Annotated in this window: 23 protein-coding genes and 1 pseudogene; 10 read left to right on the top strand and 14 right to left on the bottom strand. The window is 37.5% G+C overall.

Annotated features, from left to right (window positions below; genetic code table 11):
• Positions 1–75 precede the first annotated feature (75 nt).
• A complete protein-coding gene (locus PY093_RS05310; RefSeq protein WP_275644840.1) occupies positions 76–615 on the bottom strand; it encodes a cysteine hydrolase family protein in 540 nt (179 codons plus the stop codon).
• Positions 616–774: 159 nt separating this feature from the next.
• Between PY093_RS05310 and PY093_RS05305 the strand changes: the two genes are divergently transcribed.
• Positions 775–1,683, top strand: a complete 909-nt coding sequence (locus PY093_RS05305) for an aldo/keto reductase (RefSeq protein WP_275644839.1) — start codon at positions 775–777, stop codon at positions 1,681–1,683.
• A gap of 365 nt (positions 1,684–2,048) precedes the next feature.
• Here PY093_RS05305 and PY093_RS05300 read toward each other — a convergent pair.
• From PY093_RS05300 to PY093_RS05280, 5 genes and pseudogenes are all read right to left on the bottom strand, one after another.
• Positions 2,049–2,563, bottom strand: a pseudogene (locus PY093_RS05300) (GrpB family protein).
• Between the two features lie 17 nt (positions 2,564–2,580).
• The gene (locus PY093_RS05295; protein ID WP_275644838.1) at positions 2,581–2,829 is read right to left on the bottom strand and encodes a YqkE family protein; all 249 of its coding nucleotides are present in this window, start codon (positions 2,827–2,829) and stop codon (positions 2,581–2,583) included.
• Positions 2,830–2,971: 142 nt separating this feature from the next.
• Positions 2,972–3,640 carry a CoA transferase subunit B gene (locus PY093_RS05290; RefSeq protein WP_275644837.1) on the bottom strand — a complete coding sequence of 223 codons (669 nt, stop codon included), beginning with the start codon at positions 3,638–3,640 and terminating at the stop codon, positions 2,972–2,974.
• A gap of 20 nt (positions 3,641–3,660) precedes the next feature.
• Positions 3,661–4,350 carry a CoA transferase subunit A gene (locus PY093_RS05285; RefSeq protein WP_275644836.1) on the bottom strand — a complete coding sequence of 230 codons (690 nt, stop codon included), beginning with the start codon at positions 4,348–4,350 and terminating at the stop codon, positions 3,661–3,663.
• A 139-nt stretch (positions 4,351–4,489) separates the two neighbouring features.
• Positions 4,490–5,680, bottom strand: coding sequence for an acetyl-CoA C-acetyltransferase (locus PY093_RS05280; RefSeq protein ID WP_275644835.1), 1,191 nt, complete (start codon positions 5,678–5,680; stop codon positions 4,490–4,492).
• 192 nt (positions 5,681–5,872) lie between these two features.
• On the opposite strand from PY093_RS05280, the gene PY093_RS05275 reads away from it, so the two are divergent.
• From PY093_RS05275 to PY093_RS05265, 3 genes are all read left to right on the top strand, one after another.
• A complete protein-coding gene (locus PY093_RS05275) occupies positions 5,873–6,766 on the top strand; it encodes a hydroxymethylglutaryl-CoA lyase (RefSeq protein WP_275644834.1) in 894 nt (297 codons plus the stop codon).
• Positions 6,767–6,835: 69 nt separating this feature from the next.
• Entirely contained in the window at positions 6,836–6,958 is a 123-nt protein-coding gene (locus PY093_RS05270; protein WP_275644833.1) for a hypothetical protein, read from the top strand.
• A 355-nt stretch (positions 6,959–7,313) separates the two neighbouring features.
• Complete coding sequence (locus PY093_RS05265; protein ID WP_275644832.1) at positions 7,314–8,216, top strand: alpha/beta hydrolase; 903 nt, start codon at positions 7,314–7,316, stop codon at positions 8,214–8,216.
• A gap of 194 nt (positions 8,217–8,410) precedes the next feature.
• Here PY093_RS05265 and PY093_RS05260 read toward each other — a convergent pair whose 3' ends face one another.
• Positions 8,411–8,653 carry a DUF2552 family protein gene (locus tag PY093_RS05260; protein ID WP_275644831.1) on the bottom strand — a complete coding sequence of 81 codons (243 nt, stop codon included), beginning with the start codon at positions 8,651–8,653 and terminating at the stop codon, positions 8,411–8,413.
• Positions 8,637–8,984, bottom strand: a complete 348-nt coding sequence (locus PY093_RS05255) for an iron-sulfur cluster biosynthesis family protein (protein ID WP_275644830.1) — start codon at positions 8,982–8,984, stop codon at positions 8,637–8,639. The genes PY093_RS05260 and PY093_RS05255 overlap by 17 nt, the downstream gene beginning before the upstream one ends.
• A 175-nt stretch (positions 8,985–9,159) precedes the next feature.
• On the opposite strand from PY093_RS05255, the gene PY093_RS05250 reads away from it, so the two are divergent.
• Positions 9,160–9,357: a CDGSH iron-sulfur domain-containing protein gene (locus PY093_RS05250; protein WP_275644829.1), complete on the top strand. Its 198-nt coding sequence runs from the start codon at positions 9,160–9,162 to the stop codon at positions 9,355–9,357.
• A 51-nt stretch (positions 9,358–9,408) separates the two neighbouring features.
• Here PY093_RS05250 and PY093_RS05245 read toward each other — a convergent pair whose 3' ends face one another.
• Entirely contained in the window at positions 9,409–9,738 is a 330-nt protein-coding gene (locus PY093_RS05245; RefSeq protein ID WP_275644828.1) for a YolD-like family protein, read from the bottom strand.
• Positions 9,739–9,931: 193 nt separating this feature from the next.
• Positions 9,932–11,194, bottom strand: a complete 1,263-nt coding sequence (locus PY093_RS05240; protein WP_275644982.1) for a Y-family DNA polymerase — start codon at positions 11,192–11,194, stop codon at positions 9,932–9,934.
• A 204-nt stretch (positions 11,195–11,398) separates the two neighbouring features.
• On the opposite strand from PY093_RS05240, the gene PY093_RS05235 reads away from it, so the two are divergent.
• Both PY093_RS05235 and PY093_RS05230 read left to right on the top strand, forming a co-directional pair.
• Positions 11,399–11,593, top strand: a complete 195-nt coding sequence (locus PY093_RS05235) for a YqzH family protein (protein ID WP_275644827.1) — start codon at positions 11,399–11,401, stop codon at positions 11,591–11,593.
• Between the two features lie 107 nt (positions 11,594–11,700).
• A complete protein-coding gene (locus PY093_RS05230; protein WP_275644826.1) occupies positions 11,701–11,859 on the top strand; it encodes a DUF1540 domain-containing protein in 159 nt (52 codons plus the stop codon).
• A 192-nt stretch (positions 11,860–12,051) separates the two neighbouring features.
• Here the strand turns inward: PY093_RS05230 and PY093_RS05225 are convergent, their stop codons facing one another.
• Together PY093_RS05225 and PY093_RS05220 are read right to left on the bottom strand one after the other, a co-directional pair.
• Positions 12,052–12,843 carry an SDR family NAD(P)-dependent oxidoreductase gene (locus PY093_RS05225; protein WP_275644825.1) on the bottom strand — a complete coding sequence of 264 codons (792 nt, stop codon included), beginning with the start codon at positions 12,841–12,843 and terminating at the stop codon, positions 12,052–12,054.
• Between the two features lie 20 nt (positions 12,844–12,863).
• Positions 12,864–13,832 carry an MBL fold metallo-hydrolase gene (locus PY093_RS05220; protein WP_275644824.1) on the bottom strand — a complete coding sequence of 323 codons (969 nt, stop codon included), beginning with the start codon at positions 13,830–13,832 and terminating at the stop codon, positions 12,864–12,866.
• A 672-nt stretch (positions 13,833–14,504) separates the two neighbouring features.
• Here PY093_RS05220 and proI point away from each other — a divergent pair.
• From proI to namA, 3 genes are all read left to right on the top strand, one after another.
• Complete coding sequence (proI, locus tag PY093_RS05215) at positions 14,505–15,323, top strand: pyrroline-5-carboxylate reductase ProI (protein ID WP_481769276.1); 819 nt, start codon at positions 14,505–14,507, stop codon at positions 15,321–15,323.
• Positions 15,324–15,514: 191 nt separating this feature from the next.
• Positions 15,515–16,654 (top strand): glycosyltransferase family 2 protein, encoded by a 1,140-nt coding sequence (locus PY093_RS05210; RefSeq protein WP_275644823.1) that lies wholly within the window; start codon positions 15,515–15,517, stop codon positions 16,652–16,654.
• Between the two features lie 76 nt (positions 16,655–16,730).
• Positions 16,731–17,747 (top strand): NADPH dehydrogenase NamA, encoded by a 1,017-nt coding sequence (namA, locus tag PY093_RS05205; RefSeq protein ID WP_275644822.1) that lies wholly within the window; start codon positions 16,731–16,733, stop codon positions 17,745–17,747.
• Positions 17,748–17,967: 220 nt separating this feature from the next.
• On the opposite strand, the gene nfsA is transcribed toward namA, so the two are convergent.
• Together nfsA and PY093_RS05195 are read right to left on the bottom strand one after the other, a co-directional pair.
• Positions 17,968–18,717 (bottom strand): oxygen-insensitive NADPH nitroreductase, encoded by a 750-nt coding sequence (gene nfsA, locus PY093_RS05200; protein WP_275644821.1) that lies wholly within the window; start codon positions 18,715–18,717, stop codon positions 17,968–17,970.
• A gap of 235 nt (positions 18,718–18,952) precedes the next feature.
• Positions 18,953–20,644, bottom strand: a 1,692-nt coding sequence (locus tag PY093_RS05195; RefSeq protein WP_275644820.1) for a hypothetical protein, incomplete at its 5' end; no start/stop codon positions are given.

Raw genomic sequence — 20,644 nt, 5'->3', positions numbered from 1 at the left:
GATGCATTGAGATTGAAAACACAAGTAAAAAACCTCTTTGATCAATTTTTCGGTCTAAGAGGTCTTATGCTGTTATTAAATAATATCGGTTTTAAATACGGTCGCCATATGCCTTACAAAGGTATCATGTTGATCTGTGAACGTTGCCATCTTATCTTGATGGGCTGCAGTTTTGTATCCTCTTGCATACGCTCCATAGGCTGTTAAAAAATTACAGATATCTGTACAAACTCCTGTTAAGTGCACCTTTTCCACGTCTCTACTTTTCAGTTCATCATCTAATTGAGTATTATAAAAAGCATCGTACTCAGGCTTTCCGATGTATATTACATTAGGATTATCTTGATGCTCATCATACCATTCCTGTAACTCATTATATAATTTTTGTCCCCATGTTCCTTTTACATTATGGCTTGGCCACAATTCAAAGTGTGGGTCATCTTCTTCATGATTATCCATACAAATTGCCACAACCTGATCATTTTTTATGAATTCATTAGCAGCCTTGATAATGTTCGGAACAATTACCTGTGCAGGTGCTCCCACTGTTAAGTTACCTTCATCCGAAACAAAATCATTACTCATATCAATGATTAAAAGTGCTTCACGACTCATTTGTTCTCCTCCTCAAAGTAACAACGTTCAAAAATTTTGATATTCATAGGATAGTTTTTGAACTGGTTATATATAGAATAGCATGTACTAAATTTTTCTTTCAATATATTTGAGATATTGATCTCTCTCACGATACAATATGATGAAGGAGTGATCAAGATGCGAATGAGACAAATTGGCAATTCAGACTTAATCGTTAGTGAAATTGGGTTAGGTTGTATGTCCCTTGGAACACACGAAAAGCAGGCAACTGAAATAATAGATAAAGCGATTGATAGTGGGATTAATTATTTGGATACCGCTGACCTTTATGATTTTGGGTTAAATGAGGAGCTTGTTGGCAAAGCGATTAAGAATAAGCGGAAAGATATAGTTTTTGCAACAAAAGTAGGTAATCGTTGGCAGGAGGGTAAAGATGGTTGGACTTGGGACCCTTCTAAAAAGCATATAATAAATGGTGTAAAAGATTCTCTTTTGCGACTGCAAACGGATTATATTGATTTGTATCAGCTTCATGGCGGTACAATTGAGGATAATATTGACGAAACGATTGAAGCATTCGAGGAATTAAAAAGTGAAGGATTAATTCGTTTTTATGGAATATCTTCCATTCGCCCAAATGTAATTCGAGAGTATGTTAAACATTCCTCTATTGTAAGTGTGATGATGCAATATAGCATTTTGGACAGACGACCAGAAGAGGTTTTTCCGTTATTGAAGGAGCATAATATTAGTGTGTTATGTCGAGGGCCAGTTGCTAAGGGGTTATTAACGGAGAAACCACTTGAGGATACTTCCATTAAAATAAAAGAGAATGGCTATCTTGATTACTCATTTGATGAAATTACAAAGATAGTTAAGTTAATTAAAGCTGAGATAGCTCCTAATCGTTCGCTGACAGAAATCGCGTTGCACTATTGTTTAAATGACTCGGTTGTGGCTTCAGTCGTAACTGGGGCCAGTAAAGCTGAGCAATTAATGGAGAATATTCATGCGGCTTCTTCTGAATCACTAACAGAGGAACAAATGAAGATGATTCGTGAGGTATCAAAAGCCTCTGTTTATTAGGACCATCGCTAAGAACAGAGGTTGATTATGATCATACGAGTGAAGGTTTGCGTGGATACAAGTTTAATCATGGAGAAGATGAGGTTTTTTGTTCTTGCATAAGAAGGTATTGTTCTCAGGCGAGTATTTTGTGGAATTAGACGAGTATTCTGGGTTTACCGACGAGTATTTCGTTAGCTTAGACGAGTATTTTCGATGAACTGACGAGTATTTCGTGATTTTCGACGAGTATTTGGGTTGGCTACAAGTTTTTTCTGGTTTGTGATACGCTTTTTGGGATTTGCTGACATGTTTTTCTTGGTTTGCAACAAGCATTTACGTTTTTCTACAATTATTTCGTGGTTTTGATCAAACAAAAAATGGCGTCAGGCCCGTGTCTGACTCCATTTTTTTGCTTTTCTATCAAGTTCTTTAACAAAATTATCTTTTCCTTTGATATAGCTTTCTATATCATAAGGAAAGTGCTGAGCTAATTGTTCTTTTAGCTTTCCGTAGCGCTTTGCTTCTTCTGGGTGATTTAATAAATACGAAAAGTCAAGTGGCGATTAATTTCAGAATTTCCCGTTTCGTAGATATGAACATGGTGTGTTCTTTCATCTCCACCCTTTTGGAAATATCGGCGCAAAGGAATCCCGTTTTCTTCCTTTGCTTCATAGCCCAATTCCGTCATTTGGTTGTTGAAAGCATTAACTTTTTCAATATCTGTAACTTCAATTAGTAGATCAATAATGGGTTTAGCACTCAGTCCAGGAACTGAAGTACTTCCGATATGATGAATGTTTACTAGAATCGTTTGAAATAGATTACCCAACTTGTTTCGTTCTACTTCAAACTTCTGTACCCATTCTGGGTCATATTTTTTAATTTCAACTTTTCGCATAGGCTTTCCAGTCCACCTTATTTATAGTCGTTCCATTTTAAATTACTCTCGTTTAGTAGGTCTTCAAACGATTTATTTTTCTCTCGTAGACGACGCTCTTCTCTTTGTCTCTCAAATTCTTTCTCTTCTTTACGAATTTCGTCCTCTTTTAACTCTTTTTGCGTTTCCTTTAATTTTGCGACGATATCTTTATTTAGTAAATCTCCCAAACTTAATTTGTCATCTGTTTTTTTAGGAGCTGCTTGTCGTTGTTTTTTCTTTGCCATATTAAATCCTCCACTTGCCCATTATGTATAAGCATTATAGCATATTTGCAGCTTTCACGTAAAAATCTTCTATGATGGCAGTCCTACCTTCTGGTCATATAAAAAGCGAGCAACCACAATGGTTACCCGCTTTTTTCCATTCTTAGAACGCCTCTAATTTCACGCTGTCATCAACAATCAGATTAGCCTCCGTTGAAGCAACTATGTTCTCTACTGAGTAACCTTTTGCAACCTCAACAAGTTTAAGTCCATTTTCCGTTACATCAAGTACTGCTCGGTCTGTAATGATACGATCGACAACACCTTTACCTGTTAAAGGAAGTGTACATTCTTTTAGAATTTTCGATTCACCGTTTTTATTGACGTGATCCATGATAACGATAATTCGTCTAGCACCATGGACAAGATCCATGGCCCCACCCATTCCTTTTATCATCTTCCCTGGGATCATCCAGTTTGCGAGATCACCAGTCTCTGAAACTTCCATACCACCTAAAATTGCAATATTAACATGGCCACCGCGTATCATTCCAAATGACTCAGCACTATCAAAATAAGCAGCACCTGGTATCGCTGTAACTGTTTCCTTACCAGCATTAATTAAATCTGGATCGACACTGTCTTCAGTTGGATAAGGCCCAATTCCTAAAAGCCCGTTTTCAGACTGAAGGACCACCTGCTTATTTTCAGTTATGTAATTAGCAACTAGCGTTGGCATTCCGATACCAAGATTCACATAGAAGCCATTTTCTATTTCCTTTTCAGCACGAATCGCAATTTTTTCACGAGTTGAAATTTTTTCGTTTGTCATTCTACTTCTCTCCTTTCTTATTATTTTTTTACCGTTAATCTCTCTATCCGCTTTTGTTGCTCTCCCACAATTAACCCTTGCACATAAATACTTGGGGTATGAACCATATTAGGATCTAATTCTCCAATTTCAAATAGTTCTTCCACTTCAGCAATCGTCACCGTTCCAGCTGCTGCAATTATTGGATTAAAGTTTCTCGCCGTTTTGTTATATATTAAATTTCCCATTTTATCTGCTTTTTGGGCACGAACTAAACTAAAATCAGCTTGATATGCTTCTTCTAACAAATATTCTTTCCCGTTGAATACTCTTATTTCTTTTCCTTCAGCAATTGGAGTACCCACTCCTGCTGGAGTAAAAAATGCTGGGATTCCCGCTCCACCTGCACGTATTTTTTCAGCTAATGTACCTTGTGGGACTAGTTCAACCTCTATTTCACCTGATAGAACCTGGCGTTCAAATTCTTTATTTTCACCAACATAAGATCCTATCATTTTCTTAATCTGCTTATTTCGTAAAAGTAACCCTAATCCCCAGTCATCAACACCACAGTTATTGGAAATGACTGTTAAGTCTTTTACACCCTTTTCAACAAGTGCTACCAACAGGTTTTCAGGAATTCCACATAGACCAAATCCACCTACCATAATCGTTGAACCATCTTTTATGTCTTTTACTGCTTCACTAAAAGAAGAATAAATCGGCTTCATTTGTACACCTCATTTACTTATTGTTAAAATCGTACTTGCACAGGATAAGCTTACTTTTGGCACAAGATATTCACGTTTCTTTCTCACAGTGAGAACTAGTAGGTACAACTAACTTACTAGTCTTCTGTGGCGAATTTAATTACTCTACATTTTCGACGATAGTTGCTACACCTTGGCCTCCGCCAATACACAATGTCGCTAAACCATACTTATCATTTCTACGCTTCATTTCATGAATTAATGTTACTAAAATTCTTGCTCCACTTGCTCCAATTGGATGTCCTAATGCTATTGCGCCACCGTTTACATTTAAGTTCTCTTTGTTAAACTGAAGTTCACGATCAACAGCTAGTGATTGGGCTGCAAATGCTTCGTTTGCCTCAACTAAGTTAATATCACTTAATTGTATGTTTGCCTTTTCAAGCGCTTTTTTAACTGCTGTGACCGGTCCAATTCCCATTACACTTGGATCAACTCCAGCATTTCCATTTGCCTTTATCGTTACTAATGGTTTGATTCCAAGTTCTTCGGCTTTCTTTTTGCTCATGACAATTAGAGCTGCTGCACCATCATTAATTCCAGACGCGTTACCAGCAGTAACTGAGCCATCCTTTTTAAATGCTGGACGAAGCAAACCTAGTTTTTCGGCTGTTGTACCTGCGCGCGGAAATTCATCAGTATCAAAGAAAATACTTTCTTTTTTCCTTTGTGGTATTTCTACAGGAACGATCTCATCCTTAAATTTCCCTGCCTCAATTGCGTCTATTGCTTTTTGTTGACTATTCGCTGCAAATTCATCCTGTTCTTCTCTTGTTAACCCGTATTTATCACATAAATTTTCTGCTGTTATACCCATATGATAATCATTAAAGGCACACCATAAGCCATCTGAAATCATGCTATCTACTACCTTTTGGTCACCCATTTTGTAGCCAGTTCTAGCATTTTTTAATAGATAGGGAGCTTGGCTCATATTTTCCATTCCACCCGCAACCACTACATCAGCATCTCCGGCTATTATCGCTTGCGTTGCTAAGTGTACAGCCTTTAACCCCGATCCGCACACTTTATTAATAGTTAAAGAAGGTGTTTCTTGTAATAGCCCTGCTTTGATTGAAGCTTGCCTTGCAGGATTTTGGCCTAAACCTGCTTGTAACACATTCCCCATAATGACTTCATCTATTTGACTTGCTTCAAGACCTACCTTTTCAAGTGCTCCCTTAATCACTATTGCACCTAATTCTGTCGCAGAAACATTTTGTAATGCACCTCCAAAGCTACCTATAGCAGTACGGACAGCGCTTACAATAACCACTTCGTTTGTACTCAAAATATCATCCCCTAGTCTATTTCTATTTGCCCTGAATCTACTAATGATATTGACGCAATATACATATATATATTTCTAGATGTTTTACAAAATCCCTCTTATTTTGTCAACATTTCTATTATTCTTGCATTTTTTAAAAGTTTTCAACTAAAATAGTCTTTAAGTAAAAACATCAAAATTGGAGGGGGATACATGAACTTACCAAACGACGTTACCATTATTGAAGTGGGTCCGAGAGACGGCCTACAAAATGAAAAAAAACTTATCTCTACTGAAGACAAGGTAAAGTTTATACATAAGCTAAAAGAGTCTGGTATTCAGGAAATGGAGTTAACTTCCTTTGTTTCTCCTAAGTGGGTACCCCAAATGGGCGATGCTAGCGAAGTTATCACAGCATGCCTTGATCAGACTCGGAACCTCGTATTAGCTCCTAATCGTAAAGGGATTGATCGTCTGTATGAAACAGATTGTAAAGCAGTTGCCCTTTTTGTTGGTGTAAGCGAAACCTTTAACAAAAAGAATATTAATAAAACAACCTCAGAAAGTATGGCTGAGTTTGCCCCTATCATTGGTGAACTAAAACAAAAGGGATATTTTGTACGTACTTGTATCTCTACTTCCTTTTATTGTCCGTACGAAGGCAAAATAAATGAAGATAATGTTATTAGCCTCTGTGAACAATTTGCAAAGCTAGATGTTGATGAATTAAGTGTTGCTGATACAAATGGAATGGCAAATCCTAAAGAGGTCCACTCTTTATTTTCCAAACTTAAAGTAGCATTACCTACAACACTGCTTACTGCTCATTTTCACGATACACGTGGAATGGCAATTGCCAATGTTTTAGCAGCTCTACAAGCTGGTATTACTCGTTTTGATACATCTGCAGGTGGTCTAGGTGGCTGCCCATTTTCACCTGGTGCAACTGGAAATGTAGCAACGGAGGATGTTGTCTATATGCTTCAACAAATGGGAATTGAAACAGGAGTAAATTTAGAAAAAATCGTTGACGCTATTTCAATCATCGAACCACATTTGTCTCGTCCGATTGAGAGTAAGTATTTTAAGCTGAACGCAAACAAATAATTTTTTTGAATAGTACCTACCCTAACTCCATAAACTAACTTCATCATTTTTAAGAATGGAGTGTTAATTTTGGCAAAAAAGAATAAAGCTCAAAAAGGAAAACCAAACTCAGATACTACGAATAATGTTATGGCTGCCAAAGAGATGGAAAAAGCGATCCATCCAACCAACAGACAAAACTCAAAACAGTAATAAGAAAAGCGCAGGGCGTCCCTTTTAGCGACGTATGGACTGGACTGATCCGCATGAGATAAAGGAAACACGGTAAGCGGTAGCGAGCCGATGTTGACTTATCGTAAGGAGGAGAGGGAAGTCCACTAGTTGCTGGGCACCTGGAGCTAGACACTAAAACTAAGTTCAAACTTTTATACTTATCCTGTTAATGATGTGCCCCCGTAACCTAATTTCTGGTTACGGTTTTTTAATTACACTTGTCCCGTATTAATAATTAGATAAGTCAGCGTTAATTTTTTTCTTGTAATAAGGTATTGTAACCTTAACTTAATGATAGAATGTTTATGTATTATTTCCCTTGGAGGATTGTTTGATGAAGAAGTTATTTATTACGCTCGGAATTTTTGTTGCATACATAATTGCCGTTGGTGTTTTTTTCACCAACATGGTGATGTTTATTAAGAAGAAAACAGATGACGAGATTTACAAACGTGAGCTCACTGAAGGAAGGTTTACTGGGGATGAGTTTAAACAATTAGATAAAGAGGTCATCACCATTCCCTCGCCTTATGGTTACTCGATTACGGGATGGTTAATGAAGGGTACGAGTGAGAAGAAGTTCATGATTATTTGCCATGGTGTTACGATGAACAAAGTGAACTCCCTTAAATATATGAAAATCTTCCGTAAACGTGGCTGGAATGTTGTACTCTACGACCATCGCAGGCATGGAGAAACTGGTGGAAAGACAACGAGCTATGGTCATTATGAGAAATTCGACCTTAAAGCTGTTGTTGATTGGGTTAAAAATTGCTATGGAGATGATATAACCCTCGGCATCCATGGTGAGTCAATGGGTGCGGTTACAACGTTATTATATGCTGGTATGGTTGAGGACGGAGCTGATTTTTATATAGCCGACTGCCCTTTTTCTGATTTTGAAGCCCAGCTTCGCTACCGACTTAAAGTCGAATATAACATTCCCGCTATCGCTGTCATGCCAATTGCCAACCAATTTTTAAAGCTACGGGATGGTTATAACTTGAAAGATGTATCTCCTATATCGGTTATTAAAAACATTAAAAATCCTGTACTATTTATCCATAGTGCGAAAGATGACTATATCCTACCTGAAATGTCTAAACAATTATATGAATTGAAAGAAGGAAGTAAGAAGCTGTTTATTGCTGAAAAAGGTGGCCATGCCTATTCTTTCGGACATAACCAAGAGCAATACGAACGAGCAATTGATGAATTCTTCAAGGAAATTCAATAGTAAAAAGGATGCTAAAATCGCATCCTTTTTTATAAAGGTAAGAAAGTATAAAATTTTGTACCTAGTTTTGGTGTCTAGCTCCAGGCGCCATCGACTCGAGGTCATAAGCCAATCTGTCCAGAAGGTTAAAGAACAATCTTCCAGCCAGCTCGTCTTATGCTTGTCGCCGATAGGCGGGCGCCTTGCGCTTTTCTTTATCCTAACACATCGGTAATTTCCTTCATATTTTCCTCAATCCACGTTAATGCAAAGCCGATTGTTTCAAATTCCTGAACTTCGAACGTAACCTCATCTTGCAGTAGCCAGACATTTTTTTGTTCTTGATTTACTCCTGCAACAGACCAATGCAGTAAGCTATATGGATGATTTTCGTTTAGGAAAGAAACCCAGGTTTTATTTTCTGCTATATTCTTAATCGTATTAAGCTTGTTGTTCATACTCATCATCACTCTTTTCAACAAACGTCATACGCGGATTAAAAATTTGGTTAGGACTTTTTAGCATAAAACAATTGGCTGTTTCCACCGTATCAATTTTCATGTCGTCATCAAAAAAGACAAGCTTTGACTTTTCAACTAAAACTGATCGGTAGTTCGTTTCAATCACTATGTCGTCTGAACCTTGCTGATTCACAAGCCATAGTGCAGCAACTCCACTCACTACACAGCCACAACCTTCTGTATCATATTTTAATTTTAATAATTTATTAGGATTCATTTTTTTATTTTTTAGCTTTTCAATTGCACTATCTGTAAATGTTAGCTTCACGCAGCATGCTCCTTTGTTAATGTACGGATACATTTCATTTTAGCATATTTCTAAAATTTATACATAATGTATGATTAATTGGACATTTTGTGGGCTTGTACTGCTCTTATTTGAATTTTCTTAAAAGAGTGATACTATCAATGTATGTGACGAAATTGTGAAGGAGGGAATTTTTATGACTAAAGTACAAATTAAAGTAAACGATAATGGATCATTACGCGTTACTGGAGAAGTAGAATTACTTGATGCTGAAGGTAACAAGTTTGAAACGAAGCCAACTTTTTCATTATGCCGCTGTGGTCTGTCTTCAAGGAAGCCATTCTGTGATGGCACACATAAAGGGCAATTTGAATCCGTTGTTCGTGCGGAGTAAGCTGTAACTTTAAAATAAAAAATCATCCACTGAGGTTGGATGATTTTTGTCTTACTGTCGCCTTACATCAATAATTTCTTCAATTGCCAGATAATGCGCATCTCCAAATTTATCGACAATATGAAGCTTCCTCGTTAACTGGTCATAGTGATGAATATTGCCGATTAGCAGATTATGTTGTTTACACTCATAATGAGTGATGACGAGCTCACTCCCATCCTCGAGGGCGGTGTAAAGAACATCATTCATTGCCTCTAGCTGTTGTTCATCTAGCTCAGGCTTCACCATATGCGTGTCCTCTTCAGTCCAATCCCTTAGCATCTTTACATGCTCTGGTAGCATCATCGCCGTCCATTTAATCGTACCGCGATCTCGAATCATTTTAGTTCATTCCCTTCTAGAGGTTATTCGATAAAATCTAGCTTTTTTGTATTTGAACATAGTTTTGGTGTCTAGCTCCGGGCGCCATCGGACCTGAGATCATAAGCCAATCCCTTCCGAAGGCAAAAAGCGCCTTCAGTCAGGTCTCGTCTTATGCTTGTAGCCGATAAGCGGGCGCCCTGCGCTTTTCTTATTAATTAGCTTTATGTCCACCAACAAGCTTACTTCGATGTCTTGCTGTTCCTGCATTTGTATATGAAACGGCTCGTAAAATCGCATCTGAACCGTATTTATTCCTAATTGAGTCCATTACATAACCAATTTTTCTTTGCTTTATGCGGTTTGTATAAAATAAATCAAGCTGCATTTCGTTATCATCGTCTAGATTTGAAATGGCAACCGAGATTTGTCGTACCGTTTTTTGTGTATAGTGCTTATCAAAAAGCTCTAAACACACATTGTAAATTTCCATCGTAAGATTTGTGGCCGTATCAATTGTTTTCGAACGATGAAAGCCACCACCAAACTCGTCCTTGCTATACCCAATTCCAAGACTAATTGTTCTTCCTATCTTTTTATGATTTCGAGCCCGTCTTGCTACTTCCTCACATATTTCCAACAAGACATGCTTCACCTCTTTTGGATCGGGGTAATCTCTTAATAATATTTGGCTTTTTCCAAAGCTAATTTGCCCTTTCACAATTGGTGCTCCTAATTCTGAGAGATCCACACCCCAGGCATGGTAATAGAGCTGATTCCCCATTACCCCAAACTTTTTTTCAAGTAGTTCTAATGGATAATTAGCAAGCTGACCAACTGTGAAAATTCCCATTCGATTCAATGTTCGCTCCACCTTACTGCCAATTCCCCACATTTTACTTAACGGTGAAAGTGTCCAAAGTTTTTCCTTAACATCCTCATATTTCCATTCTGCGACACCTTTTTTCTTTGCCTCTAAATCCAGACACAGCTTCGCCATTAACATGTTGGGGCCAATCCCCACCGCACATGGCAGTTGAAATTCAAGTTCAATATCTCGTTTAATTTTCTCTGCAATCGTTGCTGCATTTCCCCATAAATTCTCGACTCCATCAACCTTTAAAAAGCTTTCGTCAACACTGTACGTATGAATTGCTTCCTTTGGTACATAGCGATTGAATACCCTTGTAATCTCCGTTGAAATCCTTAGGTATGTAGCCATTTTAGGATTTACAATGTGGATTTTAGGGTCTTTTGGAATTTCAAAAAGCCTAGAGCCTGTTTTTATTCCATATTCTTGTTTCATACGTGGGGATGCTGCTAAAACAATACTCCCTTGCCGCTCCATATCACCGACAACAGCTAAATAGCAATCGAGTGGATCAAGTCCCAATAATACAGCAGCACAGCTCGCATAAAAGCTTTTCATATCAATACATAAAATTTTATTTGTAGGTAGTTGACTGTAATCGACCATCATTATCCCCCTCCAAAAAGAGAATCTATGTTCGTATTATACTCTCCATAATAAGCGAATATACGTTCGAATTCAAATGGAAATTTAAGACACCTTAGAGGCTAGGATATGTTACTATAAAGGAAACTCCATCAATGGGCGCTTTACTGCCTGTTAATGCAGGATAGAGTACAGATAACGAGAGGACTAATACGAGGTGTACACATGGATAAAAAGCTTATACATAAAATGATTCGAAATTGTTTTTACCAGTATAATCATGACTTAGGTTCTGTTCCTTTATCAACGAAGGAATACGATCAGCTTTATGAAACAGTTATGAAAACAATTGAAATGGATGAAGACATAGATTTGAATGATGTAATAAACGATGTGGTTTATGAATATTTAAGTGAATGAAAAAAGGCTATTAAAGTGATATTTAATATTTATAGGAAGTATGTTCTTTGGAAGGTAAGGGAAACTTAAAAAAGTAAGACAACTAAAAATGAAAGAGGTGGAGTACCATGGCACAAGACGTATTATGTGAAGTAAACAATTGTCATTACTGGAACAAAGGGAACAAGTGTGGGGCAGATGCAATATATGTAGTAAGTCACACTGGTAAAACTGCATCTGATTCAAGAGAAACAGATTGTAAAACATTCAAACCTGAAGATTTGTAATTAGGTAGGACAACCGGTCGCACGGTTGTCCTTCTTATATTCATCTGCCTAAAATTAGTATTGATAATAATAATCATTTTTATTCATTACCAAAACTAATTACACGTACCCCCTCATTCGACATCTTCTATGAAGATGTCGAATGAGGGGGTCGAAATTTCTAAAAAAATAGCCACCCTTAGGTGACTGCACTCATTTTTTAAAGATAGCCTTGCCGCCAACTTTTTCTACAAGTGTGGGAAAAAGCTGATAAAAAACACTGCCCATATTCATCCAGCCTGGAAGATTAATTTCACGTTTGCGAACAAGCATGGTGTTAACGATTCTACGAGCAACATAATCAGGATCGAGCATGAACTTTTCAACGTTTTTGACATAGCTACCAGATTCATCTGCGATATCAAAAAATCTTGTTCTAATTGGACCTGGATTAACCGAAGTAACAAAAACATCAGAGTCTGAAAGCTCAAGCCGAAGACTGTTTGTAAACCCTAAAACTGCATGTTTTGTTGCTGAATATACACTTGATTTCGGTGTAGCGATCTTCCCTGCTTGTGAAGCAATGTTGATAATATGTCCTGCACCATTTTCAATCATCTGTGGTAACACCATCTTTGTACAGGCTACAAGACCAAATACATTGACTTCAAACATTGTCTTCATTTTGCCGAGGTCGGCATCGACCACATTATCAAAAACGCCAAATCCTGCATTATTAACAAGAACATCTACCACTTTACATTCTGAGTAAATTTGACTAAACACTTCTTTTACTGCAGGAACATTACTCACATCTAATTGGTAAGTGAAACAGGTGATATTGTATCGCTCCTTAATGGTATCTGCAATTTTCACTAGGTTATTATAGCTTCTAGCAACAAGAACCGGTGTTGCACCTTGTTCAGCAGCGTAATATGCAACTTTTTCTCCAATACCACTTGAAGCACCCGTAATAACAACTGTTTTTCCATTTAATCTACCCATTTTATATCACCTCGGAATGGTTACTTGACATAATAAACAAATTTCTCGTTCGTTGTGTCTATCTTAATTTCACCTAATTCTTCAAGGAAGTCAAGCTGTCCGATTGTTTCAGACATTGTCAGGACAAGCTCTTTTTGATAAACGGATGGGAACAGCTGCTTGCAGGTTTCAAATGCTGTCATTGGATTGTTACGTAGCATTTCAAGCACACTAAACGCACGCTCCTCTTGCCTACGTAAACGCTTGTTAATTAAATTATGAGCATCTAGTACATCCTCTCCATGTCCCGTAACAACACGAGAAATATCAAGTGCGAAAAGTTTTTTTAATGAGTGATTATATTGAACTTGTGGCTTAGGTCTCGCACTACCTTCGTTAGGAGATGGCTCGAGTAGTGGATTAGGTGAAATTTTTTCAAGAAGATGGTCTCCTCCAATTGCTAGACCGTCCCTTTTCCGGTATAAAATGATATGACTTTGAGCGTGGCCTGGGGTTTCAATAATGCTCCACTCTGGTAATCCATGAATCTTGCCACCCTCTACCACCGTAGAAGTAAGTGAACGATGACATGAGAAACGTAGAGGGTTCTCCACTTTTTCAAAAGCCTTCAAGAAAACTGGATCAATACCCGATTGAACGAATAATTCCATAAAAAAATTCGTATGCCTCTCAAAAAATTGAGGATCTCTACTAATCCAAGGTTCATTTAAAGGATGACCAATAACAGGTACTTCTTGAGGTAAATAATCAAGTAGTCCAACATGGTCAGGATGATGATGTGTAAGAACAACTTGTTCAATGTCGGAAGGTCGATAACCAAGTTCACTTAATTGTTGTTTAAAAATACCCCATGCCTCATCTGTTTTCACTCCTGCATCGACTAACGTTAGAACATCACCTTGAATAAGATAGATATTAACATCACCGACTGGAAACGGAGTAGGAACCGTTATTTTAAAAATGTCTTGTGTAACCGTAAGTTCACTCATGTATATCTCCTTCACATTATATTTATATAAAGTTCAACTTCAATCAGTGGGGGTTTACTTCGTCCCACACTGATTGTTAGATGAACTTATCGGACCTTTAGGGGCAGTAGTCCCCCACCTAAACTTCTTCGAGTTCTCTAAGTATTGAGGTGGTGGACTTACTGCCCCTTAAGCGTGGGATAAAAATAACATCGCCCAGCATTATCGCTAAATACAAACAAAGTATAACTCTGACCTATTTAAAATAATTACGATGATTTTATTTTACCGTTTCCCTCCTCATTTGTCATTATATTCAAATAATTAATTTTTTAAAACCACTGTAATCTAATAATTTGTTTTAAAATGTCACTTGACAATTAGTTTCATCCGTAGCATAATGACTTCAAATTAATATATTGCGCGAAGATTAGGACTAGTAAATGATGTATGGTGAAAAGAGAGTGAAATCCACCGGCTGAAAGATTTCATCATCCTCTACATAATTGAACCTACCTAGGAGCTGTTAGGCAAAACCTAGCCGTCACCCACGATACGGGTTAGAGTGGACATTTAGTGTTTTTTAGACTAGATGTCAACAAAGGTGGTACCGCGGAAAAACAAGACCTGTTCCGTCCTTTTAGAGGACATGGATGGGTCTTTTTATTTTTTATAAAAATGGAGGGATAAAGAGTGAATTACAAACAAACTATTTCGTTTGTAGGTGCGGGCTCGATGACAGAAGCAATTATCTCGGGTATGTTACAAAAGGAGCTATTTACACCCAGTCAAATCACTGTTACAAATCGCTCCGATCAAGAAAGACTTTCATACTTTGAGAAAAAATATAAAATAAACGTTACGTATGATACAAAACCGCTAATTGAAGAAGCGGATATAATTATCCTTGCGATGAAGCCAAAAGATGTTGCTCAGGGAGTCATGAAAATAGCACCATACGTAAGGGAAAATCAATTAATTCTTTCTGTTCTAGCAGGCGTTTCAACGAATACGATCACCAAGTTAGTCGGAAAAGATGTGGCAGTCATTCGTGCTATGCCGAATACTTCAGCAACGATTGGAAAATCTGCAACTGCTCTATCATTGGGTGAGTTTGCTAATGGTAAACATCTCCAAATTGCAAAAACACTGTTTGAAACTGTCGGTATTGTCACAACAGTTGAAGAACATGATTTGCATGCAGTAACTGGGTTATCTGGAAGTGGCCCTGCATATGTTTATTACTTAGTAGAAGCGATGGAAAAAGCTGCAAGTGAAGTTGGCTTAGATCAAGATGTGGCTAAAGAATTAATATTACAGACGATCATCGGCGCTGCAGAAATGTTAAAAACATCGCCAAAGCAGCCTTCTCTACTAAGAAAAGAGGTAACAAGCCCTGGTGGGACAACTGAAGCTGGAATAAAGGTACTAGAACAATACAAGTACCAGGATGCCATGGTTTCATGCATCAAACGTGCAACTGAAAGGTCGTCTGAGCTTGGATCCACCTAAAAAATAATTAGTAGTGAAAAGATTGTTTTGCTCCCTTTTCATTTACACATTATTAAAATATCACCACAAAAGGAAAAGAAGTATAAAGAAATCCGGACTTCTACAATAAATTCCGACCTTGAATCAACAAAGTGATAGCCTTGTTAGTTTAAGGTTAAAATATGGCTTAGAAATGTTTTAAGGAGTGTCTTATGATAACAGCTTTACTTGTGTTAAATGTCATCTTTTGGTCAATTGCATTGATAGAAGCTGTCATTGGCTATCGAACAATCTACCGGCTCGAGGATATGACCGCTAACAGTCAATATGAGCCACTTGTTTCGGTTATTATTGCGGCTCGTAATGAAGAAATAGCAATTAAGCGAAGTATACAGTCTCAATTCCAACAACATTATAAAAACATTGAATGGATAGCAATCAATGACCGCTCCACTGATACGACTGGTGAAATACTAGACTGTCTCCAAAGAGAAAACGAGAACCTAAAAGCAGTTCAGATTAAGGAGCTACCAGAAGGCTGGCTTGGTAAAAACTATGCGCTTTATCAAGGCTATCAGCATTCTAATGGTGATTACCTAGTCTTTACAGATGCAGACGTCATGTATCATCCTGATACAATTGGTAAGGCCGTAACCTTTTTAGATCAACAAAAAATTGATCATCTAACTATATCTCCAAACTTGGATGCAACAGGCTTTTGGCTCCGTGCTTTTGTTGCCTTCTTCCTATTTGGTTTCTCTTTTTTTAAAAGACCCTGGCTGGCAAATGTTGATTCTTCAAAAATCGGGATGGGGATTGGCGCTTTTAACCTTATAACCCGTGATGCATACGACAAAATAGGGACACATAAAGCCATTGCGATGAGACCGGATGATGATTTACAACTAGGCTATAAAATAAAAAAATTAGGATTACGACAACGTATCGTTACTGGGATTACCTTGCTGAAAGTGAAGTGGTATGACAGTCTAAAAGCTGCTTTAATTGGGCTCGAAAAAAATACGTTTGCAGGACTTCACTATAGGCTTTCGATGGTGTTTATTGCAATGGCAGGTACATTTCTGTCACATGTACTGCCATTTATAACATTATTTAGCGCAAGAAAACTGCACCTATTTTTAAGTATCATAACAATTCTATTGATATTTTCTCTTTATATACTGGTAACGAGGAGAATGACATCATTTTCTCCATTTAATTTTATCGCCTTCCCTTTTACTGCGCTTCTATTTATTTATTCAATTGGAAGAGCGAGCTTTTTAACCTTTAAACGCGGCGGCATTGTGTGGCGAGGTACGAAATACAGTCTCAAAGAGCTACGAAAACGGTAAGCGTTACGTATGACGAAACGGTACCTAGGTGATATACTTATTTAGGAAATCGAAATAGTACATAGGAGGTTCACCAATGGAAACAGCTTTATTTTCACCATTTACAATTAAAAATGTAACGATGAAAAATCGCATTGTAATGTCACCAATGTGTATGTATTCTTCACATAATCAAGACGGAAAAGTTGAGAACTGGCATCTAACGCATTATGTAAGTCGTGCAGTTGGTCAGGTTGGTCTAATCATGGTTGAGGCAACTGCCGTAACTGCGCAAGGTAGAATTTCTTCTCAGGATTTAGGTATTTGGAGCGACGATCATATCCCTGGGTTAAAGAACTTAGTAACTATGATTAAAGAATATGGCGCAAAAACAGCCATACAAATAGCACATGCTGGCCGTAAAGCTACAGTAGACGGGGAAATTGTTGCTCCATCTGCAATTGCCTTTAATGACAGAATGAAAACACCTAAAGAATTGTCACTAAGCGAAGTAAAGGAAATAATCACGGCGTTTCAAGCTGGTGCAAAACGCGCAAAAGAAGCTGGATTTGACATCATTGAATTACACGGTGCACACGGATATTTGATAAATGAATTTCTTTCTCCTCTCACTAACAAACGTGAAGATGAATATGGTGGAAGCTTTGAAAATCGATACCGTTTTCTTGGAGAGATTATTGAAGCTGTAAAAGAGGTATGGGATGGTCCTTTATTCGTCCGTGTATCTGCAAATGATTATGATCCAAATGGATTAACTCCAGAGGTATATGTTGAATATGCTAAAAAAATGAAAGACCAAGGTGTAGATCTTATTGATGTTAGCTCAGGAGCAGTAGTACCAGCACACATCCCTGTTTTCCCTGGATATCAAGTAGGCTTTGCCGAGAAAATTAAGCATGGTGCAAACATTGCTACAGGGGCGGTCGGCTTAATAACAACTGGAATTCAAGCAGAGGAAATTCTAAGAAATGATCGTTCTGACCTCATTTTTCTTGCACGGGAATTATTACGTGATCCATATTGGCCTAGATCAGCAGCGAAACAACTAGGAGTAGAAATAAAGAGTGTAAAGCAATATGATAGAGGCTGGTAAGAAAAGACCAAACGCATGGAATACCATGCGTTTTCTTTATGCTTTGGCAACCCAAGTTTAACGTCTATAAGCACCCGCAAACCGAAGAAACCTAATTTAATTATCTTTTTTAATGAAAGCTGTTTTAAAAACTAAAAGTTATACATTCCAAATTTATAGGATATACATTCTGAGTTAGCTAAACGGTAAATGCCCCTAATCACAGGGGCGTTTTGCGTTTTTAGTCCTTTAAAAAACCTTTACTTTGTACAAATTCCTTCATGTACGTCCGCGTTGGATTACCGAGCATTTTTGCCATCTGACCAGTCCATGTATCATTACGTTTACCATTTGTCCGCCCACTATAATAGGACGAGATTATATTGTTATATTCCATCAATTGTTGCTCAAATTGGTCAATATTTTGTTCATATTCTTCTTCATGATAAATGTGCTCAATTGGAAGTCTTGGTTTCTTATCTAAAATTTGCAAAGGAAAGCCTACAGCGATACCGAATAGCGGAATTACATGATTTGGAATTTTCAGCAAGGTACTTACCTCATCAAGTTTATTTCTAAGTCCTCCAATATAACAAGCTCCCAGCCCCATCGACTCCGCAGCAAGCACAGCGTTTTGTGCGGCTAATGCTGCATCAATTAACGATACCATAAACTTTTCGGTACTTTCTAGAGATAGATTTAGGCTTTTATTTTCAAACTTTCCGATAAAATCATGACGGTTGAGGTCTGCACAGAAAACAAAAAAGTGTCCGTTTTCCGCTACATAGGGTTGGTTCCCAGCAAGCTCCGCTAAGCGACGTTTAGTATCCGGGTTTTTGACCCCAATAATGGAGTATGCCTGAATGAAACTTGATGTCGATGCAGCTTGCGCACTTTTTACAATAAGTTTTATTTGGTCAGAAGATAACTGTCTTTCTTCAAACTTTCGTATCGACCTATGATTTAAGATTGTTTCGATAACTTCATTCATAGTATCAACTCCTTCTTTTTCTAGCAATACTTCATTTCTGACTCACTCCACGGGGCAAGCCCACGTGGGTTCTCACATATAGATTCTCGCAAGCGTACATGGAGTCGAACTCCCATCGGCGTTACGCACTAACTACAGGGGTGAAAACCAACAGACAAGCGATCCACCGACCACATTGGCGTCTGTTTTCTCTTCATGTGAAGACAGAGGCGAAGTCAAACCCCTGTTTTTAAAATTAAGATACGACTTTGTTTATTTTAATTCCACTATTTAAAACAACTACATGGTTGTTTCTTATTTGTTCAATACAGTGTTGATGTTTATCGTAAAAAGAATTAAATTCTTGTAGACATTTATTTCTATTTGGTTTTTCTAAGGTATCTTCAGAACAATAAAGCAGAAACGCTGAGTAAAGATCTCTTTGGATTTTTAAGCCATTCGGTAATTCATGCCACCTTTTAGATAGCTGTTTTTTATTTATATCGTTTATAATATGGTCATATTGAGAAGCCTTATATTTCCACGTATTTACCTCATGTACACTTCCCTCTGTAATTAAAAAACGATATTTTGCTTGTTTAATGAAGTAACCAGGGCTTCTTTTTCCTATGCTTTTTCCAAATCTTTTTCTCTTGTTAAACTTGCCAGTCTTTTCATTCTTTGTGACTGATTTTGCTTTCTTTTGCAATCCTTTTATATTCATCGTTTCAATGAAAAGCTCATCCCCTAATGAACGAAGCGTATTTACTTCTTCATTGTGAGCGTATTTTCTACTCAATGCAGTTCTTCTCTGTAGTTCTTTTAATTTCTTTTGCCTTTTGTCGTATCGTTTAGATTTTACCCATTTTTTTTTGCCCTTCTTTATTGTCCCATCTTTATTATAATTTTTCGGATTGGTCGCTCTCCTTGAACGACTTAAATATCTATTCTCTAATCCAACATTTCTTTCTATATTAAACACCTTATGAGACCGTTCTGCTAGATTTTTCAATTTCACTTCGTGTAAACTGACAATTGCGATGGATTGCGTGCCAATATCTACACCAAGTCGCCCCACACCGTAGGTGTGACGAAAAGAGCCGTCCTTTTTTCTTTTAACAACAGGTGTGCCCTCTAAGACAATTTGAACATAAAAACGCAGTTTCCCATGAATCTCTTTTATCACAATCCTGTTGTTGCGAATTCGATAAGTGGAGTTAATGGCTTTCCCCATCTCATGGCGTTCTACATTTTCTTTATCGATTTGAGAACCAACATTCATATAATTGACGACATGACTCAACGTTTCTTGAATGAACAAATCCCTCTTCTTTATTATCAATGGTAACTTCATGCCATTATGTGAGATATGGAATGTCTCCTTCTTTGAATCGTGTTTAAGGATAATGCAGCGTTCTGCTTGCTTCCCTTGTAAAGTTACAAAATCTCTTTTTTTATAAAACCGAGGTTTTCCAGCTTCGCCATACATAATACGTTCAATCGAACTCCAAACCATTTCACAGACACTCCATACTGTTACCGCATCTGGCAAATGATATTTAGTATCTCGTAAATAGGTCCCATAATTCCTTACAAAGTCAAAAGTAACCTGATATTTAGAACGAAGTTCATCGAACCCTTTTTTTGCTTCATTCTTTAAGGATTCAAGTTTTTTGATTTCTTTTTGACATGCAACTTTGACCAATTCTTCCGAAACTTTTTTATAAGTTCTTAGTGCCATTCTATATTCTTTTGTCCTTATCATCTGTTGATAGTTTTTATACACCTGACCTAGAACTGTATTTCTTATTAATCGTAAATGCTCACTGATGCGAAGTAATTTCCATGACTGAAGTTTAGTTGCTTCGATTTCCACTTCTATTGTATGTAAAGGGGTATGATGTTCGCGGATTTTTTTTAATGATTTAGTAAAGTCGGATGGTTCATT

It is taken from the genome of Cytobacillus sp. S13-E01 (assembly GCF_029193815.1).
GTDB lineage: Bacteria > Bacillota > Bacilli > Bacillales > Bacillaceae_L > Bacillus_BV.
The sequence above is the reverse complement of the archived record's forward strand: the minus strand, read 5'-3'. Positions and strand labels throughout refer to the sequence as shown.

Coding starts and splice junctions, on each gene's coding strand:
- PY093_RS05310 (WP_275644840.1), bottom strand. CDS start 615: ATGAGTCGTGAAGCACTTTTAATCATTGATATGAGTAATGATTTTGTT.
- PY093_RS05305 (WP_275644839.1), top strand. CDS start 775: ATGCGAATGAGACAAATTGGCAATTCAGACTTAATCGTTAGTGAAATT.
- PY093_RS05295 (WP_275644838.1), bottom strand. CDS start 2,829: ATGGCAAAGAAAAAACAACGACAAGCAGCTCCTAAAAAAACAGATGAC.
- PY093_RS05290 (WP_275644837.1), bottom strand. CDS start 3,640: ATGACAAACGAAAAAATTTCAACTCGTGAAAAAATTGCGATTCGTGCT.
- PY093_RS05285 (WP_275644836.1), bottom strand. CDS start 4,350: ATGAAGCCGATTTATTCTTCTTTTAGTGAAGCAGTAAAAGACATAAAA.
- PY093_RS05275 (WP_275644834.1), top strand. CDS start 5,873: ATGAACTTACCAAACGACGTTACCATTATTGAAGTGGGTCCGAGAGAC.
- PY093_RS05265 (WP_275644832.1), top strand. CDS start 7,314: ATGAAGAAGTTATTTATTACGCTCGGAATTTTTGTTGCATACATAATT.
- PY093_RS05260 (WP_275644831.1), bottom strand. CDS start 8,653: ATGAACAACAAGCTTAATACGATTAAGAATATAGCAGAAAATAAAACC.
- PY093_RS05250 (WP_275644829.1), top strand. CDS start 9,160: ATGACTAAAGTACAAATTAAAGTAAACGATAATGGATCATTACGCGTT.
- PY093_RS05245 (WP_275644828.1), bottom strand. CDS start 9,738: ATGATTCGAGATCGCGGTACGATTAAATGGACGGCGATGATGCTACCA.
- PY093_RS05240 (WP_275644982.1), bottom strand. CDS start 11,194: ATGGTCGATTACAGTCAACTACCTACAAATAAAATTTTATGTATTGAT.
- PY093_RS05235 (WP_275644827.1), top strand. CDS start 11,399: ATGGATAAAAAGCTTATACATAAAATGATTCGAAATTGTTTTTACCAG.
- PY093_RS05230 (WP_275644826.1), top strand. CDS start 11,701: ATGGCACAAGACGTATTATGTGAAGTAAACAATTGTCATTACTGGAAC.
- PY093_RS05225 (WP_275644825.1), bottom strand. CDS start 12,843: ATGGGTAGATTAAATGGAAAAACAGTTGTTATTACGGGTGCTTCAAGT.
- PY093_RS05220 (WP_275644824.1), bottom strand. CDS start 13,832: ATGAGTGAACTTACGGTTACACAAGACATTTTTAAAATAACGGTTCCT.
- PY093_RS05210 (WP_275644823.1), top strand. CDS start 15,515: ATGATAACAGCTTTACTTGTGTTAAATGTCATCTTTTGGTCAATTGCA.
- namA (WP_275644822.1), top strand. CDS start 16,731: ATGGAAACAGCTTTATTTTCACCATTTACAATTAAAAATGTAACGATG.
- nfsA (WP_275644821.1), bottom strand. CDS start 18,717: ATGAATGAAGTTATCGAAACAATCTTAAATCATAGGTCGATACGAAAG.